General features: G+C 66.6%; 26 protein-coding genes. 11 read left to right on the top strand and 15 right to left on the bottom strand.

Features of this window, described 5'->3' with window-relative positions; genetic code table 11:
* Positions 1-12: 12 nt before the first annotated feature.
* From AC3IMC_RS01840 to AC3IMC_RS01830, 3 genes are all read right to left on the bottom strand, one after another.
* Complete coding sequence (locus AC3IMC_RS01840) at positions 13-390, bottom strand: hypothetical protein (RefSeq protein ID WP_490916732.1); 378 nt, start codon at positions 388-390, stop codon at positions 13-15.
* A gap of 24 nt (positions 391-414) precedes the next feature.
* Complete coding sequence (locus AC3IMC_RS01835) at positions 415-768, bottom strand: J domain-containing protein (protein WP_490916731.1); 354 nt, start codon at positions 766-768, stop codon at positions 415-417.
* Positions 769-841: 73 nt separating this feature from the next.
* Positions 842-1,267, bottom strand: coding sequence for an Hsp20/alpha crystallin family protein (locus tag AC3IMC_RS01830; RefSeq protein WP_490916777.1), 426 nt, complete (start codon positions 1,265-1,267; stop codon positions 842-844).
* 144 nt (positions 1,268-1,411) lie between these two features.
* Between AC3IMC_RS01830 and AC3IMC_RS01825 the strand changes: the two genes are divergently transcribed.
* Positions 1,412-1,729: a MerR family transcriptional regulator gene (locus AC3IMC_RS01825; RefSeq protein WP_490916730.1), complete on the top strand. Its 318-nt coding sequence runs from the start codon at positions 1,412-1,414 to the stop codon at positions 1,727-1,729.
* A gap of 56 nt (positions 1,730-1,785) precedes the next feature.
* Here the strand turns inward: AC3IMC_RS01825 and AC3IMC_RS01820 are convergent, their stop codons facing one another.
* From AC3IMC_RS01820 to AC3IMC_RS01805, 4 genes are all read right to left on the bottom strand, one after another.
* Positions 1,786-2,583, bottom strand: a complete 798-nt coding sequence (locus tag AC3IMC_RS01820; protein ID WP_490916729.1) for a phosphatase PAP2 family protein — start codon at positions 2,581-2,583, stop codon at positions 1,786-1,788.
* A gap of 103 nt (positions 2,584-2,686) precedes the next feature.
* Positions 2,687-4,507 (bottom strand): S8 family serine peptidase, encoded by a 1,821-nt coding sequence (locus AC3IMC_RS01815; RefSeq protein ID WP_490916728.1) that lies wholly within the window; start codon positions 4,505-4,507, stop codon positions 2,687-2,689.
* A 159-nt stretch (positions 4,508-4,666) separates the two neighbouring features.
* Complete coding sequence (locus AC3IMC_RS01810) at positions 4,667-5,545, bottom strand: NAD-dependent epimerase/dehydratase family protein (protein WP_490916727.1); 879 nt, start codon at positions 5,543-5,545, stop codon at positions 4,667-4,669.
* 49 nt (positions 5,546-5,594) lie between these two features.
* Positions 5,595-6,188, bottom strand: coding sequence for an adenylate kinase (locus tag AC3IMC_RS01805; protein ID WP_490916726.1), 594 nt, complete (start codon positions 6,186-6,188; stop codon positions 5,595-5,597).
* A 293-nt stretch (positions 6,189-6,481) separates the two neighbouring features.
* Between AC3IMC_RS01805 and AC3IMC_RS01800 the strand changes: the two genes are divergently transcribed.
* Together AC3IMC_RS01800 and AC3IMC_RS01795 are read left to right on the top strand one after the other, a co-directional pair.
* Entirely contained in the window at positions 6,482-7,225 is a 744-nt protein-coding gene (locus AC3IMC_RS01800) for an ANTAR domain-containing protein (protein WP_490916725.1), read from the top strand.
* A 68-nt stretch (positions 7,226-7,293) separates the two neighbouring features.
* On the top strand, positions 7,294-7,701 hold the full coding sequence (locus AC3IMC_RS01795) for a response regulator transcription factor (RefSeq protein WP_490916724.1): 408 nt from the start codon (positions 7,294-7,296) through the stop codon (positions 7,699-7,701).
* Between the two features lie 80 nt (positions 7,702-7,781).
* Here the strand turns inward: AC3IMC_RS01795 and AC3IMC_RS01790 are convergent, their stop codons facing one another.
* Positions 7,782-8,618: an alpha/beta fold hydrolase gene (locus AC3IMC_RS01790; protein ID WP_490916722.1), complete on the bottom strand. Its 837-nt coding sequence runs from the start codon at positions 8,616-8,618 to the stop codon at positions 7,782-7,784.
* A gap of 147 nt (positions 8,619-8,765) precedes the next feature.
* On the opposite strand from AC3IMC_RS01790, the gene AC3IMC_RS01785 reads away from it, so the two are divergent.
* A complete protein-coding gene (locus AC3IMC_RS01785; RefSeq protein ID WP_490916721.1) occupies positions 8,766-9,143 on the top strand; it encodes an ArsR/SmtB family transcription factor in 378 nt (125 codons plus the stop codon).
* A 212-nt stretch (positions 9,144-9,355) separates the two neighbouring features.
* The gene (locus tag AC3IMC_RS01780; protein ID WP_490916776.1) at positions 9,356-10,213 is read left to right on the top strand and encodes a cation diffusion facilitator family transporter; all 858 of its coding nucleotides are present in this window, start codon (positions 9,356-9,358) and stop codon (positions 10,211-10,213) included.
* 10 nt (positions 10,214-10,223) lie between these two features.
* On the opposite strand, the gene AC3IMC_RS01775 is transcribed toward AC3IMC_RS01780, so the two are convergent.
* From AC3IMC_RS01775 to AC3IMC_RS01765, 3 genes are all read right to left on the bottom strand, one after another.
* Entirely contained in the window at positions 10,224-11,387 is a 1,164-nt protein-coding gene (locus AC3IMC_RS01775; RefSeq protein WP_490916720.1) for a fatty acid desaturase family protein, read from the bottom strand.
* A 13-nt stretch (positions 11,388-11,400) separates the two neighbouring features.
* Positions 11,401-12,498: a ferredoxin reductase gene (locus AC3IMC_RS01770; protein ID WP_490916719.1), complete on the bottom strand. Its 1,098-nt coding sequence runs from the start codon at positions 12,496-12,498 to the stop codon at positions 11,401-11,403.
* Positions 12,499-12,659: 161 nt separating this feature from the next.
* Positions 12,660-13,709 (bottom strand): LLM class flavin-dependent oxidoreductase, encoded by a 1,050-nt coding sequence (locus tag AC3IMC_RS01765; protein ID WP_490916718.1) that lies wholly within the window; start codon positions 13,707-13,709, stop codon positions 12,660-12,662.
* Between the two features lie 55 nt (positions 13,710-13,764).
* Between AC3IMC_RS01765 and AC3IMC_RS01760 the strand changes: the two genes are divergently transcribed.
* Positions 13,765-14,169 (top strand): YidH family protein, encoded by a 405-nt coding sequence (locus AC3IMC_RS01760; RefSeq protein WP_490916717.1) that lies wholly within the window; start codon positions 13,765-13,767, stop codon positions 14,167-14,169.
* A 5-nt stretch (positions 14,170-14,174) separates the two neighbouring features.
* Positions 14,175-14,507 (top strand): DUF202 domain-containing protein, encoded by a 333-nt coding sequence (locus AC3IMC_RS01755; RefSeq protein WP_490916716.1) that lies wholly within the window; start codon positions 14,175-14,177, stop codon positions 14,505-14,507.
* A 22-nt stretch (positions 14,508-14,529) separates the two neighbouring features.
* Here the strand turns inward: AC3IMC_RS01755 and AC3IMC_RS01750 are convergent, their stop codons facing one another.
* Positions 14,530-14,928: a hypothetical protein gene (locus tag AC3IMC_RS01750; RefSeq protein ID WP_490916715.1), complete on the bottom strand. Its 399-nt coding sequence runs from the start codon at positions 14,926-14,928 to the stop codon at positions 14,530-14,532.
* 86 nt (positions 14,929-15,014) lie between these two features.
* Between AC3IMC_RS01750 and AC3IMC_RS01745 the strand changes: the two genes are divergently transcribed.
* From AC3IMC_RS01745 to AC3IMC_RS01735, 3 genes are all read left to right on the top strand, one after another.
* Positions 15,015-15,251, top strand: coding sequence for a DUF2630 family protein (locus tag AC3IMC_RS01745; RefSeq protein WP_490916714.1), 237 nt, complete (start codon positions 15,015-15,017; stop codon positions 15,249-15,251).
* Positions 15,252-15,333: 82 nt separating this feature from the next.
* Positions 15,334-16,128, top strand: a complete 795-nt coding sequence (locus tag AC3IMC_RS01740; protein WP_490916713.1) for a carbon-nitrogen hydrolase family protein — start codon at positions 15,334-15,336, stop codon at positions 16,126-16,128.
* Positions 16,129-16,448: 320 nt separating this feature from the next.
* Positions 16,449-17,771 carry an ammonium transporter gene (locus AC3IMC_RS01735; RefSeq protein WP_490916712.1) on the top strand — a complete coding sequence of 441 codons (1,323 nt, stop codon included), beginning with the start codon at positions 16,449-16,451 and terminating at the stop codon, positions 17,769-17,771.
* 24 nt (positions 17,772-17,795) lie between these two features.
* On the opposite strand, the gene AC3IMC_RS01730 is transcribed toward AC3IMC_RS01735, so the two are convergent.
* A complete protein-coding gene (locus AC3IMC_RS01730) occupies positions 17,796-18,422 on the bottom strand; it encodes a PadR family transcriptional regulator (RefSeq protein WP_490916711.1) in 627 nt (208 codons plus the stop codon).
* Positions 18,423-18,599: 177 nt separating this feature from the next.
* On the opposite strand from AC3IMC_RS01730, the gene AC3IMC_RS01725 reads away from it, so the two are divergent.
* Entirely contained in the window at positions 18,600-20,777 is a 2,178-nt protein-coding gene (locus AC3IMC_RS01725; protein ID WP_490916710.1) for a transglycosylase domain-containing protein, read from the top strand.
* Between the two features lie 6 nt (positions 20,778-20,783).
* Here the strand turns inward: AC3IMC_RS01725 and AC3IMC_RS01720 are convergent, their stop codons facing one another.
* Both AC3IMC_RS01720 and AC3IMC_RS01715 read right to left on the bottom strand, forming a co-directional pair.
* Entirely contained in the window at positions 20,784-21,377 is a 594-nt protein-coding gene (locus tag AC3IMC_RS01720) for a DnaJ family domain-containing protein (RefSeq protein ID WP_490916709.1), read from the bottom strand.
* Between the two features lie 66 nt (positions 21,378-21,443).
* Positions 21,444-21,941, bottom strand: coding sequence for an SRPBCC family protein (locus AC3IMC_RS01715; protein ID WP_490916708.1), 498 nt, complete (start codon positions 21,939-21,941; stop codon positions 21,444-21,446).
* Positions 21,942-22,060: the final 119 nt, after the last annotated feature.

Genomic DNA, 22,060 nt, shown 5'->3' with positions numbered 1-22,060 from the left:
GCCGCCCGCCGCTTACTGGGAGCCGAACAGGAACTCTTTGGCATGCGAGACGGCCTTGCGGAAGGCGTCATTGCGCAGGGTCACCAGGTGCTCGGTGTCACCGTCGGACGGTTCAAGGTAGCCGGTGTACCCGGGCCGCAGCACCCAGATGTCTCCCGCGGGCGGAAGGTAGAACACCCCGAAGGAGCGCTGCTGTGTTTCCTCCGCCGTCCAGACTGGCACCACGGCCAGCGCGGCGCCCGTTGCCGGATTGATCCATTGGGCACGCGGCAGCGGCTCTTCATGTGCCTCGGGGTCCAGGAAGGGGGCGGTGCCCTTGCCCCAGCGCTGTTCGAACCGCTCGTGGAAGGCCGGGATCAGGTGCGAGTCGTAGCGGCGCCAGTCGCTCATGCGGTTGTCCTCCTCGGGGAAGTGTCAGGCCCAGGGGCCGCTTTCCCAGCGGACCGGCGTCACGCGGATCGCTGGTCCGGACGGTTCGCTGGGGCCGGGTCCGTGCCGGACGGGAATGGTAATGGGGGCCGATGAGTTAAGTGTCCTGTCGTAGGCGGCGCGGCGTTCCGGATCACGCAGCACGCTGAACGCCTGCATGATCCTGAGCAGTTCAGCCTCCCGCGCCGGATCCTGGCCGGGTCCGCTTGCCTGGCGCAGGCTGCCGTCCAGGTCCGGATGATGGCTGCGCATGAGGGCCCGGTAGGCACGCGCGATCTCCTGCTGCGTGGCATCGGCACCCACGCCCAGAATGTTGTAGTAATCGCCCGTATCGCTCATTCCGGCCCTCCCGTGGTGCCGGGCGGAGCGGCCTGCCGCCCCGCCCGGCGCAGGTGCCCGCAGCTGCCCGCAGCTAGGTTCCTATCTCCTGCCGCTGGCCCTGCTGCGTCTGGATCTCGATCTTGCGCGGCTTGGCCTGCTCGGCAACGGGGATCCGCAGTGTCAAAACGCCCTGGTCGTAGCTCGCCTTGATCTTCTCGGTGTTCAGCGTCTCGCCAAGGATCAGCTGCCGGCTGAACACGCCGCGGGGACGCTCCGCAGCCACCAGCTCCACATTGGGCTGGGTTGGATCCTGGCGTTCGGCGCGGACCGTCAGGACATTGCGTTCGACGTTCAGGTCCAGGGAGTCCAGCTTCACGCCGGGAAGATCGAACGCCACCACGAATTCGCCGTCCTCCTGCCATGCATCCATGGGCATGGCGGCCGGGCGGGCCGCAGTCCCGAAGACCTGCTGCGTGAGCCGGTCCAGCTCACGGAACGGGTCCGTACGCATCAACATCATTTCCCACTCCTTTGACTTCCAGGTGCCGGATCTGTGCGCTACCCACCATCCCATAATCTATGGTGGTGGATATAGATTTTTTATAGCACCCGTGCGAAACTGAAGCAAGACGCCGCCCGGAACGATTTTCAAGGAGATGACATGGCCGAACCCGCCGCAGGACGGGGGCCGCGGCCCCCGGGATCCCGGGCCCTCTACGCCATCTCGGTGGCTGCCGAACTCACGGGAACCGGACAGCAGAACATCCGGCTGTACGAAACCAAGGGGCTGCTGACGCCCTCCCGGACAGCAGGGGGCACCCGGCAGTACAGCGACGACGACATCGCCGTGCTGCTGCGGATCGGGGAACTCCTGGAGCAGGGACTGAACCTTGCCGGCGTCGCCAAAGTACTGGAACTGGAAGCTGCGAACCTGAAGCTGCACCGGGCCCTGAAGCGCGCCCGGTCACAACCCAGGTAGGCACAGCCCAGGTAGGCAGGCCGCAAGGCTGGTTGGACCAGCCGCAAGGCACCGGTTCAGTGCCGCGGGGACTCGGCCTTGGACAAGTCTCCGGTGATCGCTTCCCCGGGGATCCTGGCCGTGCGCCAGGTGTCGAGGGCAATCACGCCCCCCAGGATCAGCAGCGACAGCGAGAAGGATGCCAGGGCATCGCTGAGCCAGTGGTATCCCAGGTAAAGGCGGCTAACCGCGGCCAGCACGATCCCGACGCCCGCTCCGATGAAGCCAAAGACGGCAGCGCGCTTGTTCCTGCGCCGCGAGAAGATCAGGAACGTCCCCACCAGCAGGAAGTCGCACGCGCCCAGGACGTGCCCCGAAGGAAACGAGAAGGTCTGGTCCGCGCCAAACAGCATCTGGTCGATGGGCGGCCGTGAACGCCGGACGATGTGCAGGATGATTTGCGAGATGATCACGCCGCTGAGCATGGCTGACGCGAGCAGGATGGGACGCCAGGCGTGCTTGGCCGCAATGCTCCACACCACGATGATCACCAGGATGATGATCGGCAGGGCGATAGGACCAAAGACCACCGCCAGGAAAATCATGATCGCTGTGACCGGCGCGGAACGCTCCGTCACGAGCCAGTCGTGCACCGGACCGTCAACCGAGGACAGGCCATCCGCCTGCACCACGCTGATCAGCGTGGCAATGAACAGCGCTACCCCCGCCACAGCCAGGATGAGCGAGGTCCGGTAGAGAGCGCGGCGGTCTTCCGGCTCCAGGTAGCGCTCCTCCACCACGAACTTCTCGTGGAAAGTGCGCCACCAGCCGCTGTTTTTCTCCGGGCTTCCGTTGCCTGCTGATTGATGTGCCAAAGTGCTGCCCGTCCCTGCGCCGTGATGATTGCCTAGGGTGAACATTATCCGGGCAGGACGGCATCCGCTCCACCCATTCACCACGCAGCCACGCGCCGGATCGCTAGAACGACCCCGTGGTGAACTGCCAGCTGTGGCTCGCCAACGGGTTTCCGGCCTGGTCCCGAATGGCAGCGGGGCCGCCGGCCAGGGTCACGGTGTACCGGGTCTTGGCCGCCAATGGTTCCCGGGGGTCCAGGATCCATTGGTTGGTGGTCCCGTTGCGGTACACGGTGGCTGCCACGGCTGCACCGGTGGAGGCGTTCCGCAGCACGAACGTGGAGGTGGCAACGCCCTGGACTGCCTCGCTGAAGGTGGCGCTGACATTGTTGGCCCGGCGCACCAGGAGGGCGTTGCTGCCAGGCGTGTAGCTGGTGACCGTTGGCGCCGGACCGGTGGTGAAGCTCCAGCTGGTGGTCGCCAGCGGCGTGCCCGCGGTGTCCCGGATGGCCGAGGTACCGCCCACGAGCGTTGCCGTGTAGGTTGCGTCGGCCGCCAGGCTCGCGACGGGGTCAAGGGTGGCCGTCCGGGTGGTGGCGTTGTAGGTGACAGTGGCAGCGAGGGTGCTGCCGGCCGCGTTCCTGAGCAGGAATGTCGACGCCGAGACGCCCTGGACTGCGGCGCTGAAGGTGGCCGTCACGTTCGTTCCAGGTGCTGCGGCGAGGGAGTTGGCGGCGGGTGCCGCAGAGGTCACGGCAGGTGCGGGTGCGGGAGCAGGTGCCGGTGCGGGGGCCGCACCGGAGCCGGCCGTGTACAGCAGCCGGTTGGGCGTCCCGCTGGTGGCACCTGCGATCACCCCTGCCGTGGCGTTGGAGACCAGCGTCGCGGCCACCTGGGCAGGGGTCAAGGCAGGATTCTGGGAGAGCAGGAGGGCGGCTGCGCCGGCTGTGTGCGGACTGGCCATGGAGGTTCCGGACATCGACGCCGTGGCGGTGGGCGAGGTGTAGTAGTCCGAGGTGATCCCGACGCCGGGAGCGTACAGGTCCACGCAGGAGCCGTAGTTGGAGAACGACGCCTGCTTGTCCGCCGAGTCGCTGGCGGCCACCGTGACGGCCCCCGCAACGCGGGCGGGCGAAGCCGTGCAGGCATCTACGGCGGAGTTTCCGGCGGCTACCACGGCAGTGACGCCGTCGTTCAGGACGCCCTGGACCGCGCTGTCCACAGCGGTGCTGGCGCCGCCGCCCAGGCTCAGGTTGGCAACCGCCGGGGTCCCTGCCGCGTGGTTCGCGGCGATCCAGTCCAGGCCGGCCACCACGTCCGAGTTGTAGCCGGAGCCGGCGCAGTCCAGCACACGGACGGGGACGAGGGTGGCACTTTTGGCCACACCGTAAGTGGAGCCGGCCACCGTCCCGGCCACGTGGGTGCCGTGGCCGTTGCAGTCGCTGGTTCCGTTGCCGTCGGCCACTGCAGTCCAGCCGGCCGCCACCCTGCCGCCGAAGTCGGCGTGCGAGGCGAGGATGCCGGTGTCCACCACATACGCGGTCACTCCCGCGCCGGCCGCGGTCCACGAGTAGGAGCCGGAGAGCGGAAGCGTCCTTTGGTCAGCGCGGTCCAGGCCCCAGGGCGCCGGCTGCTGGATGCCCGAAACGCTGACCGGGCCGTCCGCCTCCACGTTGAGCACCTTGCCGGACTTGGCCAGCGCTGCCGCCTGGGCGGGAGTGGCGGTGACGACTGCGGCGCGGAGGGCGTGCGCGAAGGTCCGGCCGACGCCGAGGCCCTGGGCGCGCAGCCCCGCCGCCTCGGCTGCGACGTCGGTGCTGGCCGCGTACTGGACGATGTAGCGGCCGGAGGGGGCAGAATCCGGCTGCAGAGTGGCGGCGGCAGCGGGCACGGACGCGGCGGAAAGTGCGACGGCGGAGAGTACGGCTGTGAGGGCGGGCAGCACAAAGAATCGGGAGCGAATTTGGGGGTCCTTGTGGTGGCTGGGAGGTTCCGGGCAGGAGACTGCCGTCCCCTGTACCAAAAGGATAGGAGCCGGAAGCGCCCCGCTTCCGGCTCCTTGCAGGATCCTGCGCCAACCCTTGGCGGGTCCTGCGCAATGGGTTTATTCCTGGCTTCCTCCGCTGCCGGAGCCGGCCGCCGCGTGGTTCCGCCAGCTGTGTTCCGGCTCGAAACCGAGGAGGCGCCGCGCCTTGTCGATGGACAGCATGGTTTCATGCTCGCCCAGTTCCTTGGTGACCTGGACGTCCGGGAAGACTTCTGCGGCAAGGCTGGCACTGGACCGGCTCATGACGGTGTCCGCATTGGCGACGATGAACGCTTCGAACCCCGGCTTGGCGTTCTCGAGAGCCCGCGCCACGGCCTGCGCCCCGTCCCGTCCGTCGATGTACCCCCAGAGGTTCCATTTCCGCAGCATGGGGTCGGCGTCGAAGGACGGGAACCGGGCATAGTCCTCCTCGTCCATGACGTTGGAGAACCGCAAGCCCGTGATGCTCAGCTCCGGGTCCCAGCGGGTGAGTTCCACTGCCATCTGCTCCTCCAGGTGTTTCACCAGGGAGTAGGTGCTTTCAGGCCTGGCCGGGTATTCCTCATCCACCGGAATGTAGGGCGGGTCGGCGTCGAACGGCAGTCCCAGCACGGTCTCGCTGGAGGCGTACACCACCTTCTTGATGCCGGCGCGCCGGGCCGCCTGGAACACGTTGTAGGTGGACAGCATGTTGTTCTCGAACGTGGCTGCGTCCGGAATGATGCCGGGCGCGGGAATGGCACCGAGGTGCACCACGGCGTCGAACCCGTCATGCCGGTCGTCAACGCCCAGCAGGGCGTCCACCACCTCGCCGTAGTTGCGCAGGTCCACCACCAGCAGCTCCGGGCTCCGCGCCCCTGCCCGGTCCAGGGTGAGGACCTGGTGCCCGTCGTCGTTGAGCCGGCGCACCACGTGGCGTCCGAGTTTTCCGCTTCCGCCGGTTACGGCAATTCTCATCAGTGGTTCCTTCTGTTGCAGTAGAGGAGCTGTGCGTGCGGTACTTCGGTCAGGCCGGGGGACGCGGGGAGGCCAGGAACTTTTCGACGGCGGCGATGGCCAGTCCCGTGATCTCCCCCGGATCGCCGCTGCCGTTGACGGAGACCAGGATGCCCCGGCCTGCGTACACCGAGACTACTTCATGGGTCTGGTGGTGGTAGAGGTCCAGCCTGCGCCGAAAAATTTCGATGGTGTCGTCCGAACGTCCCTGCTCCCGGGCGCGCCGGAGCATCCGCTCTTCCAGTTCGGTGTCCGATGCCCGCAGCTCGATGACGGCATCCAGCACGCGGCCCTGCGAAGCGAGCATGGTGTCCAGTTCGGTCACCTGCAGCGCTGTCCGGGGGTAGCCGTCCAGCAGGAATCCGGGCCTGACATCGGCGTCCAGGAGCCGCTCCTGTACCAGGGCGTTGGTGACCTGGTCGGGCACGAAGTCGCCGCCGTCGAGGTACTTTGCGGCTTGGTTTCCCAGTTCCGTCTGCCGGCGGACGTTGCTCCGGAAGATCTCCCCGGTGGACACGGCGGGGATGCCGAAATGGCGGGCCAGGTGTTCGGCCTGGGTTCCCTTGCCGGAACCTGGCGGACCGATGATGAGCAACCTGGTCATGATCTGCGTCCCTCCGCGGCACGGCAGCCGGTATTCCGGCCCGGCCGGCGGAGCGCCGGCGCCTGCTTCATTGTGCCGGTTCCCCGCCAAGGGCGCCAGCATCCGGCCGCCGGGAGGCAAGCAATATGACGCTGTCGCACGTGCCCGGATGTATATACTTCTGGGTATCGGTTTAGCAGCAGGCCGTTGGAAAGTTCGTCGATCCAGCGACCATCACAGGTTCCCCGTCCGAGGCGGGGACCTTCGTGTGTTGCCGGTTCGTTTTGACCTGAGCGAATGGCACCAGAAAAACCGTGGCCAGCGAGTCAACAGCAAAAACCGATACATCCATTACAGAGCACCTGCACGAACTGGTCCTCAACAGCTCCGACGTTGAGGACTTCCTGATTGAGTTGGCACAGGTGTCTGCGCGCAACCTTTCCGAGCCCGGTGACGAGATGCTATGCGCCATCACCCTGCTCCGGCAGCGCAAGGCGGCCACGGTAGCCAGCAGCAGCAAGGATGCCGAATCCATTGGCCGGCTCGAGCACAAGTACGCCGAAACGCCCAGCATGACCGCCTCCGCCGCCCAGGAGACCGTCCACGCCCCGGACCTCGCCGAGGACGGCCGCTGGCCGGAATACACGGCAGCCGTGGTGGCCCAGGGCGTCCGTTCCGTGGCAGCGCTTCCCTTCCGGCTCGAAGGGGAGACCAAGGCAGCGTTGCTGCTGTACTCCCGCCGCGCCCACCGTTTCGAAGGCCGCATCCTGGACTTCGCCAAGGACTTCGTCAGCCAGACGTCGCTGGCCCTTCGGCTTGCCGTCCGGTTCGCCCATTACAGCGAGACGGCCGCCAACCTCCGTGCCACCCTCGAGTCCCGGACTGTCATCGACATGGCAGTCGGCATCATCATGGCGCAGAACCGCTGCAGCCAGCAGGACGCCTTCGGCATCCTGAGGACAGCGTCCAGCACCCGCAATTCGAAACTGCATGACGTGGCCGCCGCAGTGGTTAACTCCCTGGGCCAGGGGCCCGTCCGTACACATTACGACGGCTAGTCATCGTTCCCGTGGACGGGCATGGGCGACGGTAGACTGATGCCAAATTTTCGGCCTGGGGGGTCTGGATGGAACAGCAGCGTGTTTGCCTCGTCGTTGAGGACGATGACGATATCCGCGACCTCATTTCGACGGTCCTGGCGCGGGCAGGCTTCGAGGTCAGGACCGCGGCTACGGGCGGCGAGGGCGTCGCGGCAGCTGCCGATCCTGCCGTCGCTCTCATCACCCTGGACCTCGGCCTGCCCGATATGGATGGGCACGTGGCGGCCCGCGCTATTCGCGCACTAAGCGCCGCGCCGCTGCTCTTCCTGACGGCCCGCTCCGAGGAGGACGACGTACTGGCCGGCATGGCCTCGGGAGCGGCCGCCTACCTGACCAAGCCGTTCCACCCGAGCGAACTTCGGAATGCTGCCGAACAGCTCTGCCCGCCGCGCATTTCACAGGAGCCTCACATCCCGGGCAAACCCCTGCACTAAGTTGCTTGCCTCGAAACGAGGCAAGCAAACTGCGACGGCGGGATCCCCGCCGCCGCCGTTTGCGTTGGTGCTGCGGACGCTTACTTGGCGAGGAAGCCGAGCAGCGCCTGGTTGACCTCCGCGGCGTGGGTCCACAGCAGCCCGTGGGGGGCGCCTTCGATCTCTACGTATTGGGCGCTTGGCAGGGCCTTGGCGAACAGCCGTCCCGTGGCGTCGATGGGAAGGATGTTGTCCGCAGTGCCGTGCAGGATCAGGGCGGGCACATCGATCCTGGGGATGTCCTGGCGGAAGTCGGTGAGCCAGGTGGGTTGGGCGGCAACCGACGCCGTGGCCCCGGCACCGGCGGCCAGGTTCCAGCTGGCGTTGACGGCTTCCTGGCTCAGGCGCGGGGTGCCCAGGAAGGTGTCGGAGTTGTAGAAGTTCTTGAAGAAATCGGTGAAGAAGGCATACCGGTCAGCAGTGACCGCCTCCTTCAGCCCGTCGAACACATCCTGCGGAACGCCGTCGGGGTTGTCATCGGTCTTGAGCAGGAACGGCTCCAGGGAACCGAGGAAGGCAGCGCGGGAGATCCGGGCGGAACCATAGTTGGACAGGTAGCGTGCCACCTCGCCGGTGCCCATGGAGAAGCCCACCAGGACGGCATCGCTGAGGTCCAAGGTGGTGAGCAGGGTATTGAGGTCCTCCGCGAAGGTGTCGTAGTCGTAGCCGTCGGTGGGCTTGCTGGATTTGCCGAAGCCGCGGCGGTCATAGGTGATGACGCGGTAGCCGGCGTCCAGGAGGGCTGCGGTTTGCTTCTCCCAGGACGATCCGTCCAGAGGGTAGCCATGGATCAGCACCACGGGCTGGCCCGAGCCGTGGTCCTCGTAGTAGAGCTCGATGTCGGTGCTGTTCTCGGTACCTACGGTGATGAAAGCCATCGCGGCGTATTCCTTTCGAGACTGATCGGGGCGGGGCGGCTGGGGGTGCCGGCCCGCACTGCTCCTACTCTAGGGGGCTCCCACGCTGGACGGCATGGCAAGGACCCACGATTACCGGGGAGCTTTCCCATGTGTCATTATGTGCGTATGAATGCAGATAAGGATGCTTGCTCGCTGGGGGCGGACAGCCAGTACGTGGAGTTGGCGGTGGAAGTCTTTTCCATGCTTGCCGATGCCACCAGGGTGCGGATCATCCTCGCCCTGCGGAACGGCGAGATGGCCGTCGGCGCGCTGGCTGAAGCCGTGGGCAAGTCCCCCGCCGCGGTATCGCAGCATCTCGCGAAGATGCGGCTGGCCAGGATGGTCTCCACCCGGCAGGACGGGACGCGTGTCCTGTACCGGCTGGAGAACGAGCATGCACGGCAGCTTGTGGCGGATGCCATCTTCCAGGCAGAACACGCACTGGGCGGCGAACCGGCCCACCACCGCCTTCCCGGCAAGAGCGCAGAAAGGACCGCACAGTGAGCGGCGCACACCACGAGTCAACGCACACGCACAGCCATCCGCACGGTCCTGAGCACGATCATGACCATGGGCACGACCATGGGCACAACCACGATCATGAGCATGGGCACAGCCACGACCACGACCATCACCACCACGGGGGCTTCAAGGGCTGGCTGCTCGAGCTCTTCATTCCCCATACGCACGACGCCGCGGACTCCATTGACGACGCCATGGAGGCCAGCACCGAAGGCATCCGGGCCCTGAAGATCAGCATGTTCCTCCTGCTGGCCACCACCGTGCTGCAGTTCCTGGTGGTCCTGTTCAGCAGTTCCGTGGCACTGCTTGCGGACACGATCCACAACTTCTCCGACGCCCTGACGGCGGTGCCGCTCTGGGTTGCCTTCGTCCTGGGGCGAAAGGGGGCAAGCCGCCGGTACACCTATGGCTACGGCCGGGCCGAGGACCTTGCCGGGCTGTTCATCGTGGCCGTGGTGGCCCTCTCCGCGGTTGTCGCCGGCTGGCAGTCGGTGGACCGGCTGATCAACCCGCAGCCGCTGCAGAACCTGGGATGGGTCATGGCCGCGGGCATCATCGGCTTCGCTGGAAACGAGGCTGTCGCCGTCTACCGGATCCGGGTGGGGCGCAGGATCGGTTCGGCGGCACTGGTTGCGGACGGGGTGCACGCCCGGACGGACGGCTTCACCTCGCTTGCGGTGGTGCTGGGAGCCGCGGGCGTCATGCTCGGTTTCCCGCTGGCGGACCCCATCGTGGGCATCATCATCTCGGCGGCGATCATGGTGCTGCTGTGGGGAACGGTGCGCAGCATCGGCCGGCGCCTGATGGACGGCATTGAACCGGAACTGCTATCACGGGCACAGGCCGCGCTGGAGCAGACCCCCGGCGTGCTGGCGGTCCACGGCCTGCAGCTGCGGTGGTCCGGCCACCGGCTGCAGGGCTCGGCACGCATCGAGCTGGCCGATCTCGGGCTGTCCCAGGTGGAAGACATCATGCACCACGCGGACCACCGGCTTCGCCATGCGCTGCCCAAGCTGGACGGGATGGTTCTCTCGCCCAGCCTGCAGCGGTAGGGATCTTCCCTTAGGGCAGCGCCAGCTTGAAGACCTTGGCCCAGGACGAACCCACCTGCTTCAGCAGGGGCCCGGTGGTGTACTTCAGGCCGTAGCGCTGGCAGATCTCGCGGACCCGGGGCGCCACCTCCGCGTACCGGTTGGAGGGGAGGTCCGGGAAGAGGTGGTGCTCGATCTGGTGGGACAGGTTGCCGGTCATCAGGTGCATGAACTTGGAGCCTGAGATGTTGGCCGAACCAATCATCTGGCGCACGTACCAGTCGCCGCGGGTCTCGCCGTCCACCATCTCCTCGGTGAAGGTGTCGGTGCCTTCGGGGAAATGGCCGCAGAAGATCACTGCGTGGGCCCAGACGTTGCGGATGGCGTTGGCTGCGATGGTGCCGAACAGCGCGTGCTTGGCGGAGCCTGTCAGCATGGCCAGGGCAGGGGTGGCGGCGTAGTCCTTGGTGAACTGCGTGACCACCTTCTTGCCCAGGGCCTTGAGGTCCTTGAGCAGTGCCTCCTTGGACTTCGTGCCTTCCTTGTACTCGGTCAGCTCGAGGTCGTAGATGGCGATGCCCCACTCGAAGACCGGCGCCAGGATGGCATTGAACAGTGGGTTGGCCAGGTTGATCGGCTTCCACGGCTGCTGCTCGTCCATGCGCAGGAGGTTGTATCCGACGTCGTTGTCCTTGCCCACCACGTTGGTCCACCGGTGGTGCAGGTCGTTGTGGGTGTGCTGCCAGGACCGCGACGGCGTCACGAAGTCCCATTCCCAGGTGGTGGAGTGGATGTCCGGGTCCCGCATCCAGTCCCACTGGCCGTGCAGGATGTTGTGGCCCAGCTCCATGTTTTCCAGGATCTTGGCAAGGCTCAGCAGCGTGGTGCCCGTGACCCAGGCGGCCTTGTTCTTGCCGACCAGCAGGGCGGCGCGGCCGGACAGTTCCAGGCCGCGCTGGATCTTGATCATGCGGCGGATGTAGGCGGCGTCCTCTGCACCACGCTTGCCCAGGATCTCGTCCCTGATGGCGTCGAGCTCACGGCCCAGCTCCGCCACCTGTTCGTCGGTGAGGTGGGCTGCTGCCGGCGGGCGGACGGTGGGGCTGCCCGATTCGGCCAGTTTGCCGGGACGCGTGCGTGAGGAGCCGGCGTTGGCACCCGCGGCGGTGGTTTTTGTGGGTGAGATGACAGACATACGGTACTGCTCCTCAGAGTTCGAGGTTGACGGGTCCGGCGGCTGCCGAGACACACGTTTGGATCAGTTGGCCGGGCTCGCCGTGGATTTCCCCGGTGCGGAGGTCGCGGACCTGCCCGGCCAGTAGTGGGGTAAGGCAGCTGTGGCAGATGCCCATGCGGCAACCGCTGGGCATCAGCACCCCGGCGTCCTCCCCGATGTCCAGGATGGGGGTGTCGCCGTCGGCCTCCACCTCCCGGTCCGAGGCTTCGAAGGTGACCAGGCCGCCGTCGTGCCCCACACCGGCGTTGAACGTGGTGTTGAAGCGTTCGATCATCAGGTTGCCGGCGTCTCCCGCCACGGCAACGTCGGTCCCCGGCGCGCGTGTGGTCAGGGCTGCCCGCTTCCACAGCGCCTCGGCATCGTCCAGGAAGCTGTCCGGACCGCAGGCGTAGGCCGCCCGTTCCTTCCAGTCGGGGCAGATCTCGTCCAGTTCCTTGGTGCTGGAGAAGTCCATCCGGCCCTGCTCGCCGGTGTACCAGTGCGCCAGCCGGAAGTTGGGGAACTGGTCCGCCAGTTCCGCCAGCTCCTCGCGGAAGAGGCTGTCGCCGGGAGTGCGGGCCGAGTGGACCAGAACGACGTCGGCATCCGGACGCCGCGGCACCAGGGTGCGGATCATGGACATCACCGGAGTGATGCCACTGCCGGCGGTGACCATGAGAAGGGGGCGGGGATGCTCCGGGAGCACGAAATCACCCTGCGGCGGGGCCAGGAACAGGACATCGCCGGGCTTGGTGGTGCGGACCAGGGTGCCGGAGACCGCGCCGACGTCCGTGACGGTGATGGCGGGATCCTTGCCGGCCGGGGCGCTGAGCGAGTAGGAGCGCCAGTGACGGACGCCGTCGAGTTCGACGCCGATGCGCGCCCACTGCCCCGCAAGATGCGCCTTCCAGCCGCGGCCGGGGCGGAAGAAGATCGTGGCCGACTGGGCCGTCTCCTGCACCACGCGGGTGACGACGCCACGGAGCTGCCGTGCGGAGTAGACAGGGTTGAAGAGTGCAAGGACGTCCTCTGGAGCTAGAGGAGTGGTAAGCACGGAGGCCGCCTGGGCCAGCTGTCGTAGCCGGATCATGATTTAAAGCCTAGGGCGGCGCGAGCCATATTTCTCTCTCTCCGTCATATGACCGGTACGCAGTCACACTGGTTGGGGGCGCTAAGCCCCCAAGCCGCACCTTAAGAGTAACGGCCCGGCCCTCCAGAGAGTTCCCTGGGTACTTTCGCGCCTAGTTGTTCCTACCCCTCACCCGTACCCACCGATCGCCGGTTCCAACCCAGCGCGGGCGCAACGAACCGCGCCACGTTGCCCAGGAGCTTGGCGTTGAAATCCACACCGAGCTGGTTGGGAACGGTCAGCAGGAGGGTGTCGGCGGCCTGGACCGCGGTGTCCCCCTTGAGTTGTTCCGCCAACTGGTCGGGCGGGCCCACGTAGCTTTTGCCGAATCTGGCGGTCAGGCCGTCGATGACGCCCACCTGGTCCCGCCCATCGCGGAGCGCGCTCCCCGCAAAGTAGTAGTTGTCCTCTTCATCCACGATGGGCAGGACGCTGCGGCTGACCGAGACGCGGGGTTCGTGCCCGTGTCCCGCGGCCGCCCAGGCGTCCCTGAAAAGTTGGATCTGTTCTGCCTGGAGCTCGTGGAACGGTACGCCGGTGTCCTCGGTGAGCAAGGTGGAACTCATCAGGTTCATGCCGAGTTCGGCGGCCCAGACGGCGGTCTTGCGGGTGCCGGCGCCCCACCAGATGCGCTCGGCCAGCCCCGGGGACTGGGGCTGGACGGGCAGGAGGCCGGATGCGCCTCCTGCATAGCGCGGGTCCGCTGGGGCCACCCCGGCGCCGGTGATGGCCTTGCGGAAGAGGGCAGTGTGGCGGCGGGCCATGTCCGCGTCCGTTTCCCCCGGCTCCGGGCGGTAGCCGAACGCAGACGCACCTTCCCGCGCGGGCTCGGGTGAACCGCGGCTGATGCCCAGTTGCAGCCTGCCTCCGCTGATCAGGTCCGTGGCCGCCGCCTCCTCCGCCATGTAGAGCGGGTTCTCGTAGCGCATGTCGATGACGCCGGTACCGATTTCGATCCTGCTGGTGCGCGCGGCAATGGCGGACAGGAGGGGAAACGGCGATGCCTGCTGGCGGGCGAAGTGGTGGACGCGGAAGAAGGCACCGTCCACTCCGAGCTCCTCGGCGGCGACCGCCAGTTCGATGCCCTGGAGCAGCGCGTCCGCCGCGGTCCTGGTGCGGGAACCCTGGCCGGGTCCCCAGTGGCCGAATGACAGAAATCCGATGCGCTCCATACCAGCCCCAACCGTGGGGCGGGCGGCAGCATTCCCGGCTGGCTAGACTGGCCCCGTGACCAACAGCGAGCAGCCCACCCCAGCCACGGCCCCGCCGTCGCGAGGGAGAATCGCACAACTGCTGCTGCCCGGAGGCGAGGAACCGGACCCGCGTTTCACCCTCGCGAACGAGCGGACATTCCTGGCCTGGATCCGCACGTCCCTCGCACTGCTGGCCGGTGGGATCGCCATCGAGGCATTCACCTCGGGACTGTTCCTTGAACCGGTCCGGAAAGGCCTGGCCGTCCTCCTGCTGCTGCTCGGCATGATGCTCAGCAGCGGTGCGGCTGTGCGGTGGATCCGGGTGGAACGCAGCATGCGCAATAAGGCGCCGCTGCCGCTGCCCCTTCTTGTGCCGTTGGTGGCCGGGGCAGGCGCCCTGGCGGCCGCCGTCGTCGTCGTCTTTATCCTGCTGCGCTGAGTTCCATGGCATCCCGCACCCCCAGCCCTCACGGTGACCCGGGGCTCCAGCCCGAGCGGACTGCCCTCGCCTGGGGCCGCACCATGCTGGCACTGGTGACGGCCAGCGCCTTCTTCCTGCGCTGGCTGCCCATGTACGGGTTTCCCATCCTGATGCTTTTTGCGGTCTCCGCCGGCGCGGCCCTGGCCATCTACCTCACCCAGCGCGGCCGGTACCGTGCACGGGCCCACGGCCTCGCGGGCGAAAGCATCGAAGCGGACCTTCCGGCGGTCCTCTGGACGGCTTTCGCCGGAGTTGCCCTGGGCGGCCTGGGCATTGTCGTGGTCCTGACCAGCTAGCGTCGCCTGCTGGAACGCCCGCCTAGAACATCGGCAGGACGAAGCCGGCCAACAGCGCCACAGTGCCGATGGCGGTCAGGCAACGGCCCAGGACCGATGCCGTCCTGCCGGGCTCCTCCGGCACGGTGGCCTGCCACTGCGTGGGGCGCTTGGGATGGTAGTAGATGTGCAGGGTGTCGCCGGGCGCCATGTCCCTGATGTCGTAGGGCGACATGGGCGCCCGGTGCACCAGACCTTTTCGGTCGGACCACCGGAAGCCCACACCGGTGAGGTCGGAATACACCACGGCCTCGGCAACATCCCACGGGTGCACGAAGCGCCGCAGGAAACCGGTATAGAAGAGCAGGCCGAGCCCGGCAGGCAGGCACAACCAGGTAAGCACTTCCAGGATCGGACCTGCCATGTCGAGCGCGGTGGGCATGAAGTTGATGGTACAGCTCGGGGGCTGGTGGCTTCAGCAGCGACTACGTACGCTGAAGGGGACCGGACCGGAGGAAGGGAAAAGCCATGAATGATGAGGATATTTTGACGCGCATCCAGGCCTTGGTGGAGGAAGAGCACTCCCTCCGCGACGGCACCGGGGAAGGCGGAGTGCCTGACCAGGCCCGGCTCCGGCGCGTAGAGGAAAGCCTGGACCAGTGCTGGGACCTGCTGCGCCAGCGCCGGGCGAAGAAGGACTCGGGCGAGAACCCGAACGACGCCGAGGCACGGCCCGTCAGCGAAGTTGAAGGCTACCGGCAGTAGCCTTAGCGAAGCATCCCAGGCGCCCGGGTCCGGCTACGGCCCGGGCGCCTTTTTCCGCCGCCCCAGAGATCGGAGATTCTCCATGCGCCTTGCAGTCGCCCAAATCATCAGCAGCGCCGACACCTCAGCGAACCTTGGGCTCGTCTGGGATTACGCTGCCCAGGCCAGGAACGCCGGCGCGCAGCTCGTGGTCTTTCCCGAGGCAACAATGCGCGCGTTCGGCCATTCCCTGAAAGATATCGCCGAGCCCCTGGACGGCCCCTGGGCCAGCGAGGTGCGCAGGATAGCGAAGGACCTGGATATCGCGATCGTGGCGGGAATGTTCACGCCCGGGAATGATGGCCGCGTCCGCAACACGCTGCTGGTGACAGGCCGCGGGCTGGACACGTCCTACGACAAGGTCCACCTTTTTGACGCCTTCGGCTTCACGGAGTCGAAGACAGTGGACGCCGGGACCGCGCCCGTAACGTTCGAGCTCGACGGCACGGTCTTCGGCCTTGCCACCTGCTACGACGTCCGCTTCCCTGCCCTCTTTACCGCCAACGCCAACGCCGGCGCGCAGGTGAACATCGTCTGCGCCTCCTGGGGCGCCGGCGAAGGCAAGGCGGAGCAGTGGGACCTGTTGGTGCGGGCGCGGGCACTGGACAGCACCACGTTCGTGGTCGCCTGCGGCCAGGGCGACCCCGAAACCATCGGCGCCGGACCCGCCGGGACGGCGCCCACCGGGATCGGCCACAGTGCCGTCATCACACCCTTGGGCTCCCCCCTGGTGGCCCTCGGCGGCAAACCCGAACTCGCGGTCGTCGACATCGACCCGGCAACAGTTGAGGAAGTACGGGCCAAGCTGCCGGTCCTGGCCAACGCCCGCCGTTTCTGAGCACGTGAGCAGCTGTTCATAGCTGCGAAACATCGGGAAAAGGGCGTACGACGGCGGTTCTCACCTTGGGCGCGGGGCCTCCCCCGCGATTCTGCGGGATTTTGGGGGGCCAGGGCTATGGCAGCGGAAGGCGGGTGGGCGCCGGTTTACATTCCCGAAACATAGCTGACACGCGAACTTCACGCAGACCCCATTTGTGTAACGTGACCGCAACTTTAAGCGGCATTGGCTGAAACACGGCCCCCGAAAAATAGACGGCGGGGGAAATGCCAGGGGCCAGTCGGGCCCTAAGTCGAGTTCACGTTGCGAAGGGACTACCGGTGGAGATCACTGCCCAACAGGTCTGGCTGATGATTTCAGCCGCGATGGTATTGCTGATGACCCCCGGCCTGGGCCTCTTCTACGGCGGCATGACCCGCGCCAAGGCTGCGCTCAACATGATCATGATGAGCTTCATCTCGGCCGGCATCGTCGGCGTGGTCTGGGTCCTCTACGGCTACTCCATGACCACCGGCGACGGCGTGCTCGGGCTCTTCGGAAACCCCTTCACAAGTTTCGGGTTGCAGAACCTCATGGGCTCCCCCGATCTCCTCAAGGCCGGGTACAGTGCCACCTTCGCCATCATCACGGTGGCACTCATCAGCGGCGCCATCGCCGACCGCGCGAAGTTCAGCGCCTGGGCCCTGTTCGTGCCCGTCTGGATTACCGTCATCTACTGCCCGCTCGCGTATATGATCTGGGGCGGCGGCCTGATGAGCGCCGGAGGTGCCGTCACGGCAATCTTCGGCCAGGTGATCGACTTCGCCGGCGGCGCGGTAGTGGAAATCAGCTCCGGGACCGCGGCCCTGGTCCTGGCCATCGTCGTGGGCCAGCGCCACGGCTTCGCGAAGGACCCCAACCACCGCCCGCACAACCTGCCCTTCATCATGCTGGGCGCAGCCATCCTCTGGTTCGGCTGGTTCGGCTTCAACGGCGGCGCGGCGACGAGCGCCGAGCAGGCCGGCCTGATCTGGATCAACACCCTGGTTGCCCCGGCCGCTGCAATGCTGAGCTGGCTGGTTACCGAAAAGATCCGCCACGGCCACCCCACTTCCCTGGGCGCCGCCTCGGGTGTTGTCGCCGGCGCGGTGGCCATCACCCCGTCCTGCGCCAACATCAGCCCGGTGGCCGCCATCGGCCTGGGCCTGGTAGCCGGTGCTGCCTGCGCGGTGTTTGTCGACCTCAAGTACCGCTTCGGGCTGGACGATTCGCTGGACGTCGTCGGCGTCCACCTGGGCGCAGGCCTCATCGGCACGCTTTCGCTCGGCTTCATCGCCCTGCCCGTGGACGGCCAGGGCGGCGGCCTCTTCTACGGCGGCGGTGTCCAGCAGCTCATCGCCCAGACAGCCGCCGTCGTCATCACCCTGCTGTTGTCCGGCCTCGGCACGGCCGTCATTGCCCGGATCATCAACAAGACCGTGGGTTTCCGTGTCAGCCACGAGGCGGAGACTGCCGGCGTGGACCTGTCCGAGCACGCCGAGACCGCCTACGCCTTCGGCGAGATGGGCTCCGGCTTCAGCAGCTTGAGCCACATGCTGGCACCCCACACTGCCGCTGCACCGGCCCGGACCGAACAGCGCGCCAAGGAAGACTCCTTCGCGTAGCGCGGCCCCGGCCGGCAGGTGCCCTCAGTCCGCAAGGATCTTGTAGAGGGCGCGGCGCGTCTCATCCATCTTCTCGATGGCAGCGGCGCGCTGCTCCTCGGTAACACCCGCGCGGAACTGGTGGATGGCCCCCATCAGCTTCGCGATGCTCTGGTGGAAATCCCGGTCCGAGCTGTCCGGCTCGGCGTTCCAGGCATTCTCCATCTCCTCGGCATGCTCGGCCACGTAAGCCTTGCCCGCATCCGTGAGCGCGAACTCCGTCCCGCGGCCTTCACTGAGCGCCTCGATCAGCCCCTCATCCACCAGCTGCTGGAGGGTGGGATAGATCGATCCCGGGCTGGGCCGCCACATACCGCCGGTCTTTTCGGCGATGGTCTTGATCAGTCCGTAACCGTTGGACGGCGACTCTGCCAGGAGCGAGAGGATCGCAGCACGGACGTCGCCACGGCTCGCACGGCGGCCCCCACGGCCGAACCCCGGGCCGAACCCGGGACCAAAGCCAGGTCCAAACCCCGGACCAAAGCCAGGGCCGAAACCCGGACCGAAACCGGGCCCGCGGTGTCCGTGCGGCCCTTTGCGCCCCCTCCCACGCTGGAAGCGGCCTTTGCCGAATTCCGGGCCGGGCTGTTTTTCGTCAAATATGCCTCTCATGGTGGCCTCTTCCCTTCGTTGAAACATTCCGCTGCTATCGTCAGCGATATTTAACGATATGTCGGTAACTATCGCTGGTCAACGGGTCTGCGTGATCAAATCCTGACCTTCCGCCGTCTGGAACGGCCCCGGTGGGCGGCGTATTCTGGTCACACCTGCCGAGTACGGGGGCTGGAGATGGCGAAGAAGAGCAGGCGCAGGCGCGGGTTCGGGGCTGCCGTGGGACGGCTCGTGGGGTTCCTTGCAGCGAGCGTGATGTGCGGCGTGCTGGCGGCCAGCCTCGTTGTGCCGGCGGTCGCGGCGGCAGGCCTAGGGGTCAGCACCTCCATCGGCTTTTTCGACAGCCTGCCGGCGGAACTGACCGTGCAGCCGCCGTCGCAAGCCACCAAGGTCCTCACCTCGGACGGCCAGCCGATCGCCACCTTCTACGCCGAGAACCGGGTGCGGGTCCCGCTGGACCAGATGTCACCCTTCATCAAGGACGCCATCGTGGCCATCGAGGACAGCAGGTTCTACGAACATGCTGGCGTGGATCCGCAGGGCATCCTGCGTGCGGTGGTCTCCAACCTGACCAAGGGCGGGCAGCAGGGCGCATCAACCATCACCCAGCAATATGTCACCAATGTCCTGAACGAAGCCCAGCTGTCGCAGGACAGGCCGGATGAAGTGGTCCTCAGCGGCCAAAAGGACCTGGGCGACAAGCTCCGGGAGATGAAACTCGCCATCACCCTGGAGAAGAAGTACACCAAGGACCAGATCCTTGAGGGCTACTTGAACATCGTGTTCTTCAACAGCGACGCGTACGGGATCGAAGCGGCAGCCCATTATTTCTTCAGCACCACTGCGAAGGATCTCACGCTTCCCCAGGCCGCACTGCTGGCCGGGCTGGTCAACAGCCCCACCTTCTACAACCCGGTGACCAATCCGGATAAGTCGATCGTTCGCCGCAACCAGGTCCTGTCGGAGATGCTGCGGCTGCACAAGATCACCCAGGCCCAGCACGACGAGGCTGTGGCCGCACCAATCGAGCTGAAGATCACGCCTGAACGGCAGGGTTGCGCGTACGCGGCGATGGCGCCGTACTTCTGCGACTACGTCTCCCACCTGATCCTGAACAACCCCGCCTACGGGCAAAGCGAAATCGAGCGGGAGCGGAAGCTGTACCGCGGCGGCCTCACAATCGTCACCACCCTGGACAGCAGGCTCCAGGCAGCAGCCCAGGCCCAAGTGGACGGGACAGCCGGGGCCAACCCGGACCGGTGGGCGGCGTCGCTGGTGACGGTGCAGCCGGGCAGCGGCAGGATCCTGGCCATGGCACAGAACACCGTCTTCCTGCCGGAGCCGGGCAAGTTCGATACGAACCTGAATTTCAACGTGGATGCGAAGGACGCCCAGGGCAATGACCTGAATGGGGCGGGCGGATTCCAGCCAGGGTCCACCATGAAGCCGTTCACGTTCGCGGAGTGGCTGAATGAGGGCAAGACGCTGACCGCCGAGGTGGACGCCTCGCGCCGGGTTTATCCCCTGGGCTTCCCCTGGCGGGACAGCTGCGGCAAGGTGCTGGGGGCGTACAGCACTGCACAGAACAACCCGACCCTGGGCGCCGCCGATGACCTGCAGAACGCCGAGGACGGCTTCTACCGGCCCATGCCCGTCAACTACGGCCTCTACAACTCGATCAACACCGCCACGTTCGCATCGGCGGCGCAACTGGACTTCTGCGGCATCCAGAAGATGGTGGATGCCGTTGGACTTCACAGCGGCCTCGACGGCGCCCCGATCAACATGCACCAGCTGGGCAACCTCCTGGGCGGCACCGGGGTCTCCCCGCTCAACCTGGCAAATGCCTTTGCCACCTTCGCCACCGACGGCCGCTTCTGTGCTCCCATCGCCGTCCTGGAAGTCAAGGATGCCAGCGGCGGGAAGCTGCCGGCCCAGGCCCCGGAATGCCACGACGCCGTCAAGCCCGACGTGGCCCGCGGAGTGAACTCGGTACTGCAGGACGTCCTGAAGAAGGGCTCGGGCGTCTGGATCAACCCCAAGGTCCATGACAAGGTGCCGACGGCGGCCAAGACCGGAACGTCCAACAACAACGGCTCCACCTGGGTGGTGGGCTATACGACGGGAATCGTCACGGCGTCCTTCTTCGGCGACGCGCTTGAGGGCCAGAAGCGGTCCGGGCAGAACGTGACCATCAACGGAACCTTCTACCCGCGCCTCGACGGTTATATGATCGCCGGCCCGCAGTGGGCCAACTACATGGTGAAGGTCGCTCCGCTCTACCCTGCCGGCGCGTTCCCGCCGCCTCCGGCCTCGATGATCGGGCCGAACCCCTCACCCAGCCCCAAGCCGTAGCGGCCCTTAGCCCGTGCCCTTCCACAACCTTTGCCACCACGACCGTTCGGGCTCAGGTTCCGCGGCTGGCTCCGGGGTGCGTGCGGCCCGGCGCTGGCGCCAGCGCTCCAGTTCCCCCTCAACGTCCCGCGTCCTGGTGATGACCGGTGGGCCGCCCTGGAGTTGCCGGCGGGCGTCGATCACGCCCCGGTTGAAGTCCTCGAGGACGTCGCGGACCTGTTGCTCGGTGTACTGCGTGTCAAGCTTGGCGTCGAGCTCCGCGTCTTCAGTGCGCAGGAGGATGGCCGCGGGCCCAAGGCCGCTGATGTTTTCCCGCTGGATGAGGCCCTTGACCCACCAGTCGGGGTCGTAGGACTCGCCAAGCCCGGGAATCGGCTTGCCGGCGTACTTGAGGTTGTCGAACTTGCCCTGCGCCATGGCGTCCCGCACGAGGTATTCCGCGCGGGCAGCGTCACTGACCTTCCGGCGCTTCTCGCGTTCCTTCTCCTCCAGTGCGTCCAGCGCAGCTTCTTCTTCCGCGCTGATGCCGGCGCCCCGGTAGGAACGGACTTCCGCCGCCCGTTCCAGGCGCTTGCGGAAATCGCCTGCCCCGCTGCCCATGACTGCCACCGCCGATCCGATTGCCCCTGATTCCAGTATTCAGAAGCTTCCCGCGCCGATCAACGCTCAGGCGGGTGCCTGTCCGGCGAGGATTGCGTCCATTTGGCCCACTGCCTGCTTCAGGCCTTCTTCCATGCCCATGGCCATGATTTGTTCCAGCTGTTCCTCCGACTCGAAGGTCGACAGCATGGTCATGCGCGTCCGCTCCCCCAGCGGTTCCAGGCTCACCGTGGCATGGCTGATGCCCAGGTCACCGGTGGGATTGCCGTCGCTGTCAGCGAAGCCGTCGTTGAATTCGAGCCGGCGCGGCGCGTCAATGCTGGTGAACTCCCACCAGCCGTGCGACTTCTCCCCCTTGGGGCTTGTCATGTAGTAGCTGGCTTTGCCGCCGGGCACGAAATCATGCTTGTAGAACGTGGCTGGGTAGGTGGGCGGCCCCCACCAGCGCTCCAGCTGCCGCGGGTCCTGGAAGAGCTGCCAGACGCGTTCCACGCCGGCGTCCAACTCGGCAACCAGGGTAAGGCTCAGGGCCTCGGGGTTCTTATCCGTACTGATGACTGTCATGGCGATACCTTCCTAACGTTCAGCGGGATTGTCGGCCATCCGGGCGGCGCGCTGCCGCCAGATCTGTTCATATTCGTCGGGCAACTGCCATGTCAACGGTTCGATGCCCGATAGTTTGA

The organism is Arthrobacter sp. E70, from assembly GCF_058266945.1.
Note: the sequence above shows the minus strand (reverse complement) of the source record. Positions and strands in the feature narration are given on the sequence as shown.

Excerpts from the sequence above, each read along its gene's own strand:
- AC3IMC_RS01840 (WP_490916732.1), bottom strand. The coding sequence starts at position 390 with ATGAGCGACTGGCGCCGCTACGACTCGCACCTGATCCCGGCCTTCCAC.
- AC3IMC_RS01835 (WP_490916731.1), bottom strand. The coding sequence starts at position 768 with ATGAGCGATACGGGCGATTACTACAACATTCTGGGCGTGGGTGCCGAT.
- AC3IMC_RS01830 (WP_490916777.1), bottom strand. The coding sequence starts at position 1,267 with ATGTTGATGCGTACGGACCCGTTCCGTGAGCTGGACCGGCTCACGCAG.
- AC3IMC_RS01825 (WP_490916730.1), top strand. The coding sequence starts at position 1,412 with ATGGCCGAACCCGCCGCAGGACGGGGGCCGCGGCCCCCGGGATCCCGG.
- AC3IMC_RS01810 (WP_490916727.1), bottom strand. The coding sequence starts at position 5,545 with ATGAGAATTGCCGTAACCGGCGGAAGCGGAAAACTCGGACGCCACGTG.
- AC3IMC_RS01805 (WP_490916726.1), bottom strand. The coding sequence starts at position 6,188 with ATGACCAGGTTGCTCATCATCGGTCCGCCAGGTTCCGGCAAGGGAACC.
- AC3IMC_RS01795 (WP_490916724.1), top strand. The coding sequence starts at position 7,294 with ATGGAACAGCAGCGTGTTTGCCTCGTCGTTGAGGACGATGACGATATC.
- AC3IMC_RS01790 (WP_490916722.1), bottom strand. The coding sequence starts at position 8,618 with ATGGCTTTCATCACCGTAGGTACCGAGAACAGCACCGACATCGAGCTC.
- AC3IMC_RS01785 (WP_490916721.1), top strand. The coding sequence starts at position 8,766 with ATGAATGCAGATAAGGATGCTTGCTCGCTGGGGGCGGACAGCCAGTAC.
- AC3IMC_RS01780 (WP_490916776.1), top strand. The coding sequence starts at position 9,356 with ATGGAGGCCAGCACCGAAGGCATCCGGGCCCTGAAGATCAGCATGTTC.
- AC3IMC_RS01775 (WP_490916720.1), bottom strand. The coding sequence starts at position 11,387 with ATGTCTGTCATCTCACCCACAAAAACCACCGCCGCGGGTGCCAACGCC.
- AC3IMC_RS01770 (WP_490916719.1), bottom strand. The coding sequence starts at position 12,498 with ATGATCCGGCTACGACAGCTGGCCCAGGCGGCCTCCGTGCTTACCACT.
- AC3IMC_RS01765 (WP_490916718.1), bottom strand. The coding sequence starts at position 13,709 with ATGGAGCGCATCGGATTTCTGTCATTCGGCCACTGGGGACCCGGCCAG.
- AC3IMC_RS01755 (WP_490916716.1), top strand. The coding sequence starts at position 14,175 with ATGGCATCCCGCACCCCCAGCCCTCACGGTGACCCGGGGCTCCAGCCC.
- AC3IMC_RS01750 (WP_490916715.1), bottom strand. The coding sequence starts at position 14,928 with ATGCCCACCGCGCTCGACATGGCAGGTCCGATCCTGGAAGTGCTTACC.
- AC3IMC_RS01745 (WP_490916714.1), top strand. The coding sequence starts at position 15,015 with ATGAATGATGAGGATATTTTGACGCGCATCCAGGCCTTGGTGGAGGAA.
- AC3IMC_RS01740 (WP_490916713.1), top strand. The coding sequence starts at position 15,334 with ATGCGCCTTGCAGTCGCCCAAATCATCAGCAGCGCCGACACCTCAGCG.
- AC3IMC_RS01730 (WP_490916711.1), bottom strand. The coding sequence starts at position 18,422 with ATGAGAGGCATATTTGACGAAAAACAGCCCGGCCCGGAATTCGGCAAA.
- AC3IMC_RS01725 (WP_490916710.1), top strand. The coding sequence starts at position 18,600 with ATGGCGAAGAAGAGCAGGCGCAGGCGCGGGTTCGGGGCTGCCGTGGGA.
- AC3IMC_RS01720 (WP_490916709.1), bottom strand. The coding sequence starts at position 21,377 with ATGGGCAGCGGGGCAGGCGATTTCCGCAAGCGCCTGGAACGGGCGGCG.
- AC3IMC_RS01715 (WP_490916708.1), bottom strand. The coding sequence starts at position 21,941 with ATGACAGTCATCAGTACGGATAAGAACCCCGAGGCCCTGAGCCTTACC.